This window comes from Thermomicrobiales bacterium (assembly GCA_041390825.1).
Classification (GTDB): domain Bacteria; phylum Chloroflexota; class Chloroflexia; order Thermomicrobiales; family UBA6265; genus JAMLHN01.
The window spans coordinates 88,864-101,483 of sequence record JAWKPF010000012.1; the positions used below are offsets into that span (position 1 = coordinate 88,864).

The following is a 12,620-nucleotide window of genomic DNA, read 5'->3' on the forward strand; positions in this document are numbered from 1 at the left end:
TGGACTCTGGACCCTGGACCCTGGACTTTCACCAGAAAGGAATCTCACATGGTCGCCGAAGGAACTCGACGCAGCGGAACCGGCCCAGAGCTGGCCGAGATCACCGAACAAATCACGCAAGAGTACGTTGGCCGCACCTCGGCATCGGCAGAGGCGTATGCGCGCGCCAGGGGCGTCATGCCGGGGGGTGACACTCGCACGGTGGCGTTCCACCCGCCGTATCCGCTCACCATCGTCAAGGGAGCGGGGTACACGCTCACCGACCTCGACGGCAACACCTATATCGATGTGCTGAACAACTACACATCGCTCATCCACGGCCACGCCTTCGCGCCCATCACCGACGCCGTGACGACCCAGATGCAGCTGGGAACGAACTACGCCGCCGCACTCCAGGCACAAGCCGGACTGGCAGAGATCCTCACCAGCCGCGTGAAATCGGTGGACAAGGTCCGCTTCACGAATTCCGGCACCGAAGCGACCATGATGGCGATCCGCGGAGCCCGCGCGTTCACCGGCCGCGAACTCATCGTGAAGATGGAAGGCGGCTACCACGGCACCTATGACGATTTCGAAGTCTCCATGCATCCATCGGTCGATTCCGGACCGGATGGTGAGCCCATCGCAACCATCGACACGCTTGGCGTGCCGCAGAACCGGTTGCAGACCGTCGCCGTTATCCCATTCAACGATGTGGCTGCAGCGGAACGCATCTTTGCCGAGCGCGGCACCGAGATCGCCGCGGTCATCCTCGAACCGGTCATGGGCTCTGCGGGCATGCTCCCGGCTGAACCGGAGTTCCTGCGCGCCCTGCGTGATCTGACCACCAAACATGGCGCCTTGCTGATGTTCGACGAGGTCATGTCCTTCCGGCTCGGGCCGGGGGGCATGCAAGGGAACTACGGCATCTACCCGGATATCACTTCTTTCGCCAAGATCATGAGCGGCGGCCTTCCGGGCGGCGCATTTGGCGGCACGGATGAGGTGATGTCCATTTTCGACCCGTTCTCGAAGCAGCCATTGTGGCAGAGCGGCACCTTCAACGGGAATGCGGTTACGATGGTTGCGGGCATCGCCGCCCTGGAGCATTTCGGCGCGGACGAGGTTGCCCGCATCAACCGGCTCGGCGACCAGCTTCGCAGCCGGATCGGCATGCTCCTGGAGATGTATGGGTTCGAGGCGGTGGTCACTGGCTATGGCTCCTTTGGCGCCATCCATTTCACCAATGGACCGGTGCGCAACTATCGCGATGCCGCGCGCAGCAACCAGCAGCTCAAGAAGGTGCTCCATCTCGCGCTGTTGCAGGAAGGGCTCTTCGTCGCTCCCCGCCTGATGTTCTGTATCTCGACACCGATGTCCGAATCGACGCTCGATGAGATCGATGCGCGCTTCGAACGCGCGCTGAAGCGACTGGACGATATTCGCTAGGAGACGATGACGGTCAAGGTTCTTGCGGTGTCGGATCAGATCGACCCGCGAATTCACTCCGCAACGCTGCGGCAACGAATGCCGGATATCGACTTTGTGGTCAGCGCGGGAGATCTCCCGTCCCGGTATCTCGAGTTCCTGGCTGACGCGCTGGAGCGTCCGGTCTACTACGTGCTTGGCAACCACATGGAAGAGTGGGTCAAGGATCAGCAAACCGGAAAACTCTACGAACCCATGGGCGCCGAACCGCTCAACGGCCGTGTGATCTACGATAAGTCGACCGGACTCATCATCGCCGGTTTGTCCGGTTCTCCCAAGTACTCAGGCGAGGGGGGGCAGCAATTCACCGAGTTCCAGGTCTATCGCACCATCGCCCGCATGTGTCCGAAACTGCTTTGGAACCGCCTGACGCGCGGTCGCTGGGTGGATCTGTTGATAACGCACGCCCCGCCGCGCGATGTCAACGACCGTCCTGACAAAGCCCATCGAGGCTTTAGCGCCTATCGCACCTTTGTCAACATGTTCAAACCCCGCTATCTCCTGCACGGGCACATTCATCTCTACGACCGCAACGAACCGTGGCAAGCCACTCTTGGAGAGACCAGGGTCATCAATGTCTATCCCTACCAGAAGCTCGAACTCGACTTCGAGAAGCCTGCTGCAACGTAATCCGCTGCACGGATGCCGCTCCGGTGGCTGAGGATCAGACGCGAGCCGACTACGATCGTGCCCGCCGCAAGGCGTTCCTGAACGATGTCGTCAGCTTCTTCAAGCGCGAGCCGAATACGCTCATCTCCTATGCCGATGTGCGCGAACGTGTCACGATGGAGGGTGAGAGCTACCGTGGGATTCAGGAAGTTCCGGTCGACAAGATCGTCGGCAGCATGGATCGCTACCGAGATTTCGATCGTCGCTTTCTCCCCAAGCGCAAGAACACCGCCAACCGCTGGCGCAGCATCGACCGCGCCTACTATCAGGATGTCGTTCTACCTCCGGTCCAGCTCTACAAGGTGGGCGACATCTATTTCGTGAAGGATGGAAACCACCGTGTTTCCGTGGCTCGGGAACGTGGTGTCGCCTTCATCGATGCCGAGGTTATCGAGGGGCATATCCGCATTCCCATCGACTCATCGATGAGTCCCGGCCGTCTGTTGCAGCAGGTCGAGTATGCCGAGTTTCTGCGCAAGACCAATCTCGACCGAACTCGTCCACAGCACGATATCCGGCCCACCGCGCTCGGTCGATACGACGAAATCATCACTCACATCGAGGGACGTCGCAGGTTGGCGGAGGAGCGTAGTGGGAAAGAGGTATCGCTGGCCGAAGCCGCAGCCGATTGGTACGACACCGTCTACCTTCCGATCGCGCTCGCTGCACGTGAACAGAAACTCCTGCGTGACTTTCCCGATCGCACCGAGGCCGATATCTACCTCTGGGTCATGGCGAATCGCTTGCAGATCCAGCTGGCGGCGGGATCACGATTTAGCCCGGAGCATTCGGCGAGGATCTATCGGGAAATCGAGGGTGAGGAGCGCAAGCTCAAACGCATCGGGCTTCGGGCGCTGAACGCCACCAGGGATTTCGCCAGTTCGCTGCTTGGCCGTGGCGATAGCGATTGATCCCGTTCGGATCGTTTCCCTGGAGGTTCGTTCACGGCGGAACGAGGAAAGGGATGCATCGGAACCGCCCGATGTCCCGGGTCGATCTCATTGCGACTCGACTGCAGGAAGTGCCCCGGCTGATACGCTCTGGCGCGGACGTTCAGCCCCTATGAGGCTTCGGGAAACGGAAACCACTCGGTCTTCATGAGCAAGATCCGGCGCACGCTCTCGTCGATGCGGTCCTCGCTCAGTTCGCCCTTCGCCACCCTGTTCGACAGATGCGCGATCAGGTCTCCAAACGCAGCACCGGCAGAGGTCCACATCAAGAGGTCCAGCCCGGCGTCGACCGCCATGTCGGCCAGCTCATAGGCCGACCATGCGCCAAGCGCGCCCATGCCCAGGTCATCTGTGATCGCGACTCCGTCGTATCCAAGGTCCTCGCGCAAGTGCCGCATGGCTACCCTGGAGATCGAGGCCGGCACATCGTCCCACTGGGTGTAATCGAGATGGCCGAGCATGATCATCTCGACCCCTTCGTCGATGGCTGCCTTGAAAGGCAGCGCATCGGTCGCGATCCATTCGTCGAACGAGATATCGATCGTCGGCAGGCCAAAGTGCGAATCGACCGTAGTCCGTCCATGTCCTGGGAAGTGTTTCGCCGCGCTGGCGACTCCGCCATCACGCGAGCCTTCGACCACCGCCGCGATCTTGGCCGCTACCGACTTCGGATTGCTGCCAAACGCTCGCCACGCCATTGTGCTTTGCGAGGTGTAGGCAACATCGGCCACCGGCGCGAAATTGGCGTTAAAGCCGAAACTGCTCAGGAACTCCGCCCGCTCGCGGGCCAGTTTCTGCACATGCGGATCGGGCAACGCCGCCATCGACAGCGCTCCCGGAACAGGATCGCCCGGCACGCGCGTTACCGGGCCGCCTTCCTGGTCGACGCCGACAAAGGGGGAGATGTGCTTCCCCGAGGCGTGAATCGCGTCGATGTACGTCGCGATTTGTTCAGGCGAGCCGATGTTGGGTTGAACGAAGAGCACCCCGCCCGGCTGCACCGTTTGCAGCGAATTGGCGAACCACGATGGCATTACCGCATCCGCCGCCTGGATCACGAACATCTGGCCGATCTTCTCGGCCAGGCTCATTTCCTGCAGCACGCGGTCGACCGCATTGGTCGATTTTTCCGCGGCGCGCGCCGGCATGCGGGAGAGCGCCGCCGAAGCGGCGACTGCCGCACCTCCCTTGAGGAGGGCGCGCCGATCGAATGTGAGGTTACGAGGCCGAATCGAGGTCATCGCCCGTTTTCTTGTCCACCACGCAGCGCATACGAAAACAGCCGATTCATGCGCTGGCCGTCACATCGGATTCTGCCACGTCTTGCTCCATGCGTACAGTCTGTGCTTGCAAGCGCGCCCGTCTGACCGGGGACCATGCCGTTGTGATCTCGCCGGAGCGAACCCGGTGATGTCGAGAAAAGTAGAAATAGAACGTCAATGCAGACAGGATGCTGAACACGACAAAGCTCACCATCGAGGGCCAATAGCCATACGACACGATGAGCAACCCGCCCAGATAGGTCGCGAAGGCGTAACCAAGGTTCCAGACCGACGAGCGGATGCCAAACACGCCGGCCCGCGCTCGTTGCGGCAGGATCTCGCTGATGAACGTCACCTCGATAGGCCAGGACATGCTTGCCGTACCCGACCGCCAGAGCATCCCCAACACAGCGATCGCCAGCGACGGAAAGAAGATCAGCGGTATGAAGAAGGGCACGACACTCAGCCGGAGCGCCAGGGTCGAATTCACAGCCCCCGCGCGCGCGACGATCATTGGCGAGAGCAGTCCCGCCACGGCGGCCACGAGTCCGCCCAGCGCGAAGATGTACCCCACCTGATCGTCGCTCGATCCCAGGCTCTTCAGGTAGACGTTGTAGAAGGGCCAGACCATTCCGACGCCAATGCTCATCAGGCCGCCCATCAGCGCGAACTGCAGCATGTCCATGCGTGTCCGTTTGCGTTCTTCCGGTGGTTCTTCCGCGGCGTTCGATTTGCCGCGCCGGTGTCCGCGCTGTTTTCTGGGCTCTTTCATCATGAAGAGCGGAATCAGCGCCAAGACCGCAATCCCCGCGCCGGTCAGCATCGCTGCCCGATACGCCATCACCGAGCCTTCGTCGATCGACGGCGCGATCCGCGCGAAGAAATCGGGCGCGAAACCGCCCATCAGCGAACCAACCATGAGCGAGAGGTTCACGACAGAGAGCGACACTGCCGATGCGTACTGCCGGTACTCCTGACGTTCGTGATCCATGATGAATGGCAGCACCGGGTTGATCAGGAACGCCAGCGACGCCCCGTAGGCCACCGCCAGGATCATCAGCAGCCATTGGTTGGTCGACAGTCCGAGGCCGAAGCTGGAAATGCACAGCACCGCGAACCCGGTCACCAGCACCCGCCAGTTTCCAAAACGGTTGATCGCGGCTCCCATTCCGAGCGATGCCGCGGCAACCGAGAGCGTCGCCACCGCGCGCCATTGGCCGATGAAGTCCTCCCGGTATCCCAGTTCGAGCAGGTAGAAATTGAAGATGAGCTCGATCACTCCGAAGCCAATATTGGCCAGGAGGCAATACACCAGGATGAGTTTGACATCGGGGTTGAACGACCGAACGCGCTGCAGATAGGTGAACATCCGCCTCTGGTTTCGGTGTCGGACGGGTTAGGCGCTGCCGGAGGATAGCACGATTCAAAGCGCTGCCGGATTCCCGATATCCCAAGCCGCAATCGACCGGATAGAATGGCCCTCGAATTGGATGGGCGGCCGCAATCCGGAGGATCAGTGTGATCGATTTCAGAAGCGATACCTTGACCAAGCCATCGGCGGGGATGCGCCGGGCGATGGCCGAAGCAGAGGTTGGCGACGAACAGTATCGCGAGGATCCAACGGTCAATCGCCTGCAGGAGATGGCTGCCGAACTCACCGGAAAAGAAGCCGCGCTCTTCGTCCCGTCCGGAACGATGTGCAACGCCATTGCCTTTGCGGTTCATTGCCGCCCGGGCGATGCCGTCATCCTCGAGCGTCGCGCGCATCCGAATATCGCGGAAGGGGGTGGCCCAGCCATTTTCGCCAGCGTCATGATGCGTGGTCTCGAGGGAGAACGCGGCGTCTTCACTGCGGAGCAGGTGCGGTCCTATCTCAGCAACCGGGGAACCCACACATCCAAGTCAGCGATGATCTCGGTCGAGAACACCTCCAACCAGGGAGGCGGCAAGATCTGGCCGTTGGAGACCCTGGCTGGTCTTCGCGCCCTCTGTGACGAAGCGGGAATGAAACTGCACATGGACGGCGCTCGCCTGATGAATGCCTCGGTTGGCAGCGACACGCCGGTTTCCGTGATTGCGTCCTATCCCGATTCAGTCTGGATCGACCTCTCCAAGGGCCTCGGCGCGCCGGTTGGCGCGGTCATCGCGGGATCGGCTGAATTCATCGAGGAAGGCCGACTGTGGAAGCATCGGCTGGGTGGGGCGATGCGCCAGGCGGGCATCATTGCCGCTGCCGGCATCTATGCCTTCGAACATAACGTCGAACGGCTGGCCGAAGACCACGAAAACGCCAAAGTGCTCGCGGAAGGGATCGGCAACGTTCCCGGTATCGAGCTCCTGCGCACGCCGGTGGAAACCAACATCGTCATTTTCAGTGTCGCCAACACTGGCATGAGCGCGGTCGAATTCGCTCAGATCATGCGCGAGGAACATGGTGTCGCGATGAGTCCCTATATCGACCCGCTGACCATTCGCGCTGTCACCCACCTGGACGTCAACCGTGACGACTGCATGAAGGGCATTGCCGCGGTCCACGCTACCGCCACAACCGGTCAGTTGAAGGTCAACTAGCGTTCACCAGAGATCCCGGCCGATTCGCTCCAGCTCTCCGGATGTTGTTCCGCTGGCATACAATCCCGCCATCGTCCATTCCAACCAATTGAGCAACAAAGGATCTCGACTATGGCTGCCCCAAAATCAGCGATCTCCGACCGATATGAGCCGATCGACCAGCGCCTGAAGGCAGGCGGAGTCGTCATTCTCGACGGTGGCATCGGTTCAGAACTCCAGGAAGTCGGATACCCGGATAGCGCCAAGGATCGCCCTGCCAATTTCACGTGGGGAAGCCTGGCCATTTCGGAGGCGCCGGAGAAGCTCATCGAGGTCCATCGCCGCTACGCGGAAACCGGCTGCGATGTGATCGAGACGCATACGTTTGCGCTCAATCGCATCTACTCTGGTATCGAGCGTGGAAAGCTCGATCTGCCGAAAGACGCCTGGAAAGACCTTGCCATCGAATCGGTGCGCCTTGCCCGTGAAGGCGCCAGGCGCGCAGGTCGCCCTGATGTCTCTGTCGCGTTCGCTTGCCGCACCATGGACTGGCCTGGCGATCAGCAAGAGGAAGCGCGCGACTACGAAGGCACGTACGTGCCCCTCGATTTCGATAACTATCTGAAACCGTTGGCCGAACTGCTCGCCAACGCCGAGGGGGACGACAAACCTGACCTCGTGCTCATGGAGATCCAGAAGGAAATCCCCGAGGACCTCCTGTTCCCCGACTATCAACTCTTCATCGATACGGGCATTCCCCTCTGGATCTCCTATCGCCGGTCAGTCGGGGCCATTATCGATGTCGATGGAGGTGTGGTGCTCGAGGATGGCGATCGCTTCGGGAATGCCGCCGCGGTCTTCGAGCAGATGGGCGCCGCGGCCGTGCTCGTGAACTGCTTGCCGTCAGACAAGGTCGATGGTGTTGCTCCGTGGCTGCGCGAATTCACGAGCCTCCCAATTGGCGCCTATCCCAACATGGGCACCTACCTGCGGTACGAATGGGACTGGAGCGTTTGCCCGACGCCCGAGCAGTTCCTGGCGTCCGCGCGCTCGTGGGTCGATGAGGGCATGCAGATCATTGGCGGATGCTGTGGCGCGCGTCCAGCGCACATCAAGGCGCTGGTCGACGGTCTCCAGCTGGCTGTTGTCGACTGAAGCCTTTTCGCGCAGCAGCTCGCTACATCCACCAGGAGCATCGACTGCCCCTGAAGATGGCAAGGGGTCGCTTGCGCGATCATCGGCGGATATCGTGGTGCAAGTCGAGAACGCGGATCGTCGACGACATCCGCGTTCGTTCGCAGCGTCAACCGATCCGCGATGACAATCTGGAAATTTGGCGCCGATAGGGGAGTGACCGACGGCCCTTCGTAGGGTAGACTGGGGTCAATATTCGCCGAATTCAGTTGGGAAGGACCCGCATGTCTGACCGCTCCCAACCCTCCGGCGGCAAGCGCAAACGAATCAATGCCGAGGTTGCCTCCCCCGGGGCGACACTGGGTGATTGGATTCGCGTAAGCCGCATGCAGCAATCGATGAGTCAGCGCGAGCTGGCCGATCGATCGGGATTGAGCCGATCTTATCTGTGCGATATTGAGCGTGGGCGTGGCGCCCAGCCGAGTGTGCAAACGCTCGACAAGCTTGCCGCGGCGCTTGGCGTTTCGCGAATGGAGCTTCTGCGCGCCGCGGGCATCATCGAGCCGAACCCGGGTCAGGAGCGCTCTGACCGGGAACGGCGCTTTGCCGCCCTCTTCCGCGACCTGAGCCCGAAGGGGAAGGACGCGGTCGAGCGCTTCGCCCGTTTTACTCATGCCGAGGAGCACCGCTGGGTTCAGCCGAAACTCCCCGACCGCAAGGGAGCGACCAACGAGTCGCTTCCGGCGCAGCCGGGCCCGCTGCTCTTCGACTCATCGCTCGGTGATGGCGACGTTGGGGTCTAGTTTCTGAGTGAACGAGCAACAGTGCCCGGTTCGATGACACGAGCCGGGCACCGTCGTTCCGGTGGGCGTGTTTTGCGCGTGATCCGGAGCGTGCCGGGCAGCTTTTCCGTGCCGAGCGACTTTTTTCCGATGCAGCCGAGATAGGCTGCACAGGCGGGTCGATGAGAATCCGTGGCCCGGCGCGTCTCGGGATAACCTACTCCGCGACCAGTTCGTAGATTTCGCGGCCTCTCTCAGCGAGCAGGGGCACGACCTCGCCGAGAATCAGCCGCTGAAACTCCGGATTCTCCCGATGGGCCGCGAACGCCGCTTCATCCGTGTATTGCTCGTAGAGCAAGAAGACATTCGGATCATCGACCGATCGATTGATGATGTATCTGTGACAGCCCGGTTCGGCGTTCGCCGAAGGCGTCATCTCGGCGAGCAGGGCCGCCACATCATCTCCAGCGCCATCTCGAGCAACAAACCGCGCGACCACCACGTACATCGATCGATCTCCTCGTGTGCCAGAGCGGGAGCTCAGACTCCAGAAACGCCCGGTGAATCTCATTCCCTGAACCCAAACAGGGAACTTGCTTACTCGTTCTTTGCCAACTCCTGCGTGCGCTGAAACGCGGCGTACACCGCCTTGGAGTAGATCGTCCGCAGCGAGCCTTTTTCCATCTGGTAGATCGCTTCGGCCGACGTTCCGCCCGGGGATGTGACCATGTTGCGCAGTTCCGCCATATGCTTCCCGGAATCGCGGGCAAATTCCACCGATCCCGACACCGTCTGCAGCACGATCTCCTCCGCGATACGTCGCGGGAACCCCATGTGCACCCCGGCGTCGATGAGCGCTTCCATCATCAGGAAGACATAGGTGGGACCGGTGCCGGACAGCGCGGTCGCCATGTCGACATACTTTTCAGTCTCGACCCAGAGTTCCTTGCCAAGCGCGCCGAGCACGCTGCGTACCTGTGACATGCGCGCATCTGACACAGCGGGTGTCGATGTCCAGACCAGCATTCCCTGGCCGATCTGCGCCGGGGTGTTTGGCATGACGCGGACCAGCGCCTCGTGATCGAGCCCGCCGCGGAGCTTGTTGAAGGTCGTTCCAGCCAGGATCGAGATCACCACCTGATCTTCACGTAACTGGCCGTTCAGTTGCCGCATGATCGGCGCCAGCACTTGTGGTTTTACCGTCAGGACGACCAGATCGGCCGCCTGCGCCGCATCCAGATTCGACTCGCACACCGATATGCCGTATCGCTCCGCAAGCTGGTTGCGCCGATCCAAACGCGGATGCGAGGCCACGATCTGTCCTGGGTCGACCAACCCTCGAGCAAGCAAGCCGGCCAGCATGGCTTCACCCATGACCCCGCTGCCGACAAAGGCAACCCTCACTCCGGCGAGCGGAGCAATCGATTCTGTGTTCGTCATTGGTTTCTCGAGTTTAGTGTCCAGAGTCCAGAGTCCAGAGGCCAGGGTCCAAAGGGTCGAGTTTTGTGCTCCAGGCGGATCCTGGACTACAGGATGCAACGATCCGTCTGGCCCTCGAACCCTGGACCAACGATCATCTCGGCATTGTATCCGGCGCCTCAGCCGGACCGTGCGAGAATTGCAACGCTCTGGCCGGTATCGAGCGCGGCCGCACTTCGAAAGGCCACCGATATGACCAACCGCCTTGCCACATCCTCCAGCCCATACCTCCAGCAACACAAGGACAACCCGGTCGATTGGTACCCGTGGGGAGATGAAGCCCTCGAACTGGCAACACGCGAACAAAAGCCGATCTTCCTTAGCGTCGGCTATTCGTCGTGTCATTGGTGCCATGTCATGGCCCATGAATCGTTCGAGGACCCGGAAACCGCGGCGTTCATGAACGAGCACTTCGTCAATATCAAGGTCGATCGCGAGGAACGCCCCGATATCGACTCCATCTACATGACCGCCGTGCAGGCGCTCACGGGTCACGGCGGCTGGCCGATGAGCGTCTTCCTGACGCCGGAGCAGGTTCCCTACTACGGAGGCACCTACTGGCCGCCGCAGCCACGCCAGGGCATGCCATCGTTCCGCCAGGTGTTGGAAGCGGTTGCTGACGCCTGGGAGAACAAGCGCGAGGATGTCCAGGAGAACGCTCAGAACGTCAAGCAATTCCTCGAAGCGGCCGCAACCCGGGTGCCGCGCGCGACTGAGCTGTCCGAAGATCTCTACGACGAAGCCGTCAAAGCCTTCTCCCAGTCATTCGACAGCACGTACGGCGGTTTTGGCAACGCTCCGAAGTTCCCCCAGCCTTCGATCATCGAGTTTTTGCAGCGATTCATTCGTCGCCGCAACGACACACGCGCAATTCGCATGGTGGAACTGACGCTCGACCAAATGGCCGCTGGCGGTATCAACGATCAGATCGGCGGCGGCTTTCATCGCTACTCGGTCGATGCCCAGTGGCTCGTGCCGCATTTCGAAAAGATGCTGTACGACAACGCCCAGCTCGCGCAGGTGTACCTGGACGCGTATCGGCAGTTCGGCCACGAGCGCTATGCCACCGTGGTCCAGCAGACCCTCCGCTGGGTTCTCCGCGAGATGACTGCCCCGGAGGGAGGCTTCTACTCGGCCCAGGACGCCGATACAGAGGGCGAAGAGGGGCTCTTCTACCTCTGGACCCCGGAGGAGATCGACGCGGTCCTCTCCGAGGAAGACGCAGCCATTGCCAAGCTCTACTGGACAATCGAGCCCGGCGGAAACTTCGAGGGACGCACGATTCTCACCAATCGGGTTTCCTACGAGGAGGTCGCGCGCCGTCTTGGTATCAAGCTCGATGTGGTTGCCCCGCGTATCGAGACCATTCGCGGCGCTCTGCTGGCAGCACGCAACCAACGCGTTCGACCCGGCCGCGATGAGAAGATCATCGCTTCCTGGAACGGCATGATGATTCGCCCGATGGCCGAAGCGGGAGTCGTGTACCGCGATCCCGCGTTCACCGAAGCTGCGGTCCGGGCGGGATCGTTCTTGCTCGACACGCTCTTCCCGGAATCAGGTGGGCTGCATTCCATCCGCAACGGAGTCCCCGGCGCAGGAGCCTTCCTCGATGACTATGCGCACGCCATCGATGCGTTCCTCGCGCTCTACCAAACGACGTTCGACCGACGGTGGTTCGAGGCCGCCCTTCGCCTGACCACCACGGTCGTCGATCAGTTCAGCGACGATGAAACCGGACTCTTCTTCGATGCAGCCAGTTCGGCAGAAGCGCTCGTCACGCGCCCCCGAGATCTGCAAGATGGAGCGACTCCTTCGGGAAACGCGGTCTTTGCCATCGATCTGGTGACGCTGAATCACATCACCATGGACGAGGAATACCGTGCTCGGGCCGAGGCCATTCTCCGCACGCTGGCCTCGGTCGTCTCCAGCCAGCCGCTTGGCGTCAGCAAAGCGCTGTGCGCCATCGAAGCCTATCTCGCATCGGCTCAGGAAATCGCCATCGCGGCGCGCGCCGGTGACGAGCGGATCGGTGACTTCCAGCAGGTCTACTTCGACCGCTACAACCCGAATTCCATCATCGGCCTCGCGGTCGACGGCGACGAAGCCGCCATCGCCGGAATGCCGTTCCTGGAATATCGCCCGCTCCGAGACGGAGAACCGGCCGCCTATCTCTGTGAGCACTTCACCTGCTTGCCACCAGTCACAACGACGGAAGCACTGGGCAAGCTCCTCGACCGTGGCACTGGAATCACCTGGAGGTGGTTCTGATGCAGGTCTGGCATTCGTGAGCTCGCAGACCTGCACCGGACTCTGGACGCTGGACGCTC

11 protein-coding genes are annotated in these 12,620 nt (G+C 61.3%); 7 read left to right on the top strand and 4 right to left on the bottom strand.

What is annotated here, in order from left to right:
• Nucleotides 1–48 precede the first annotated feature (48 nt).
• Genes R2855_07985 through R2855_07995 form a run of 3 tightly spaced genes read left to right on the top strand, consistent with a single transcriptional unit; the run spans nucleotide 49 to nucleotide 3,047 of the window.
• Nucleotides 49–1,428 carry an aspartate aminotransferase family protein gene (locus R2855_07985; GenBank protein MEZ4530960.1) on the top strand — a complete coding sequence of 460 codons (1,380 nt, stop codon included), beginning with the start codon at nucleotides 49–51 and terminating at the stop codon, nucleotides 1,426–1,428.
• 6 nt (nucleotides 1,429–1,434) lie between these two features.
• Complete coding sequence (locus R2855_07990) at nucleotides 1,435–2,097, top strand: metallophosphoesterase (protein MEZ4530961.1); 663 nt, start codon at nucleotides 1,435–1,437, stop codon at nucleotides 2,095–2,097.
• A 23-nt stretch (nucleotides 2,098–2,120) separates the two neighbouring features.
• Nucleotides 2,121–3,047, top strand: a complete 927-nt coding sequence (locus R2855_07995) for a hypothetical protein (protein ID MEZ4530962.1) — start codon at nucleotides 2,121–2,123, stop codon at nucleotides 3,045–3,047.
• Nucleotides 3,048–3,196: 149 nt separating this feature from the next.
• Here R2855_07995 and R2855_08000 read toward each other — a convergent pair whose 3' ends face one another.
• Together R2855_08000 and R2855_08005 are read right to left on the bottom strand one after the other, a co-directional pair.
• On the bottom strand, nucleotides 3,197–4,327 hold the full coding sequence (locus R2855_08000; GenBank protein ID MEZ4530963.1) for a glycoside hydrolase family 3 N-terminal domain-containing protein: 1,131 nt from the start codon (nucleotides 4,325–4,327) through the stop codon (nucleotides 3,197–3,199).
• A 46-nt stretch (nucleotides 4,328–4,373) separates the two neighbouring features.
• A complete protein-coding gene (locus R2855_08005; protein ID MEZ4530964.1) occupies nucleotides 4,374–5,717 on the bottom strand; it encodes an MFS transporter in 1,344 nt (447 codons plus the stop codon).
• Between the two features lie 149 nt (nucleotides 5,718–5,866).
• On the opposite strand from R2855_08005, the gene R2855_08010 reads away from it, so the two are divergent.
• From R2855_08010 to R2855_08020, 3 genes are all read left to right on the top strand, one after another.
• On the top strand, nucleotides 5,867–6,919 hold the full coding sequence (locus R2855_08010; protein MEZ4530965.1) for a GntG family PLP-dependent aldolase: 1,053 nt from the start codon (nucleotides 5,867–5,869) through the stop codon (nucleotides 6,917–6,919).
• A gap of 111 nt (nucleotides 6,920–7,030) precedes the next feature.
• A complete protein-coding gene (locus R2855_08015) occupies nucleotides 7,031–8,053 on the top strand; it encodes a homocysteine S-methyltransferase family protein (GenBank protein MEZ4530966.1) in 1,023 nt (340 codons plus the stop codon).
• Between the two features lie 263 nt (nucleotides 8,054–8,316).
• Nucleotides 8,317–8,835, top strand: a complete 519-nt coding sequence (locus tag R2855_08020; protein ID MEZ4530967.1) for a helix-turn-helix domain-containing protein — start codon at nucleotides 8,317–8,319, stop codon at nucleotides 8,833–8,835.
• Between the two features lie 196 nt (nucleotides 8,836–9,031).
• On the opposite strand, the gene R2855_08025 is transcribed toward R2855_08020, so the two are convergent.
• On the bottom strand, nucleotides 9,032–9,322 hold the full coding sequence (locus R2855_08025) for a putative quinol monooxygenase (GenBank protein MEZ4530968.1): 291 nt from the start codon (nucleotides 9,320–9,322) through the stop codon (nucleotides 9,032–9,034).
• An 89-nt stretch (nucleotides 9,323–9,411) separates the two neighbouring features.
• Nucleotides 9,412–10,254: a pyrroline-5-carboxylate reductase gene (proC, locus tag R2855_08030; GenBank protein ID MEZ4530969.1), complete on the bottom strand. Its 843-nt coding sequence runs from the start codon at nucleotides 10,252–10,254 to the stop codon at nucleotides 9,412–9,414.
• 231 nt (nucleotides 10,255–10,485) lie between these two features.
• Between proC and R2855_08035 the strand changes: the two genes are divergently transcribed.
• Nucleotides 10,486–12,561, top strand: a complete 2,076-nt coding sequence (locus R2855_08035) for a thioredoxin domain-containing protein (protein MEZ4530970.1) — start codon at nucleotides 10,486–10,488, stop codon at nucleotides 12,559–12,561.
• Nucleotides 12,562–12,620: the final 59 nt, after the last annotated feature.

Coding starts and splice junctions, on each gene's coding strand:
- R2855_08005 (MEZ4530964.1), bottom strand. CDS start 5,717: ATGTTCACCTATCTGCAGCGCGTTCGGTCGTTCAACCCCGATGTCAAA.
- R2855_08025 (MEZ4530968.1), bottom strand. CDS start 9,322: ATGTACGTGGTGGTCGCGCGGTTTGTTGCTCGAGATGGCGCTGGAGAT.
- R2855_08035 (MEZ4530970.1), top strand. CDS start 10,486: ATGACCAACCGCCTTGCCACATCCTCCAGCCCATACCTCCAGCAACAC.
- R2855_07990 (MEZ4530961.1), top strand. CDS start 1,435: ATGACGGTCAAGGTTCTTGCGGTGTCGGATCAGATCGACCCGCGAATT.
- R2855_08000 (MEZ4530963.1), bottom strand. CDS start 4,327: ATGACCTCGATTCGGCCTCGTAACCTCACATTCGATCGGCGCGCCCTC.
- R2855_07985 (MEZ4530960.1), top strand. CDS start 49: ATGGTCGCCGAAGGAACTCGACGCAGCGGAACCGGCCCAGAGCTGGCC.
- R2855_08020 (MEZ4530967.1), top strand. CDS start 8,317: ATGTCTGACCGCTCCCAACCCTCCGGCGGCAAGCGCAAACGAATCAAT.
- proC (MEZ4530969.1), bottom strand. CDS start 10,254: ATGACGAACACAGAATCGATTGCTCCGCTCGCCGGAGTGAGGGTTGCC.
- R2855_08015 (MEZ4530966.1), top strand. CDS start 7,031: ATGGCTGCCCCAAAATCAGCGATCTCCGACCGATATGAGCCGATCGAC.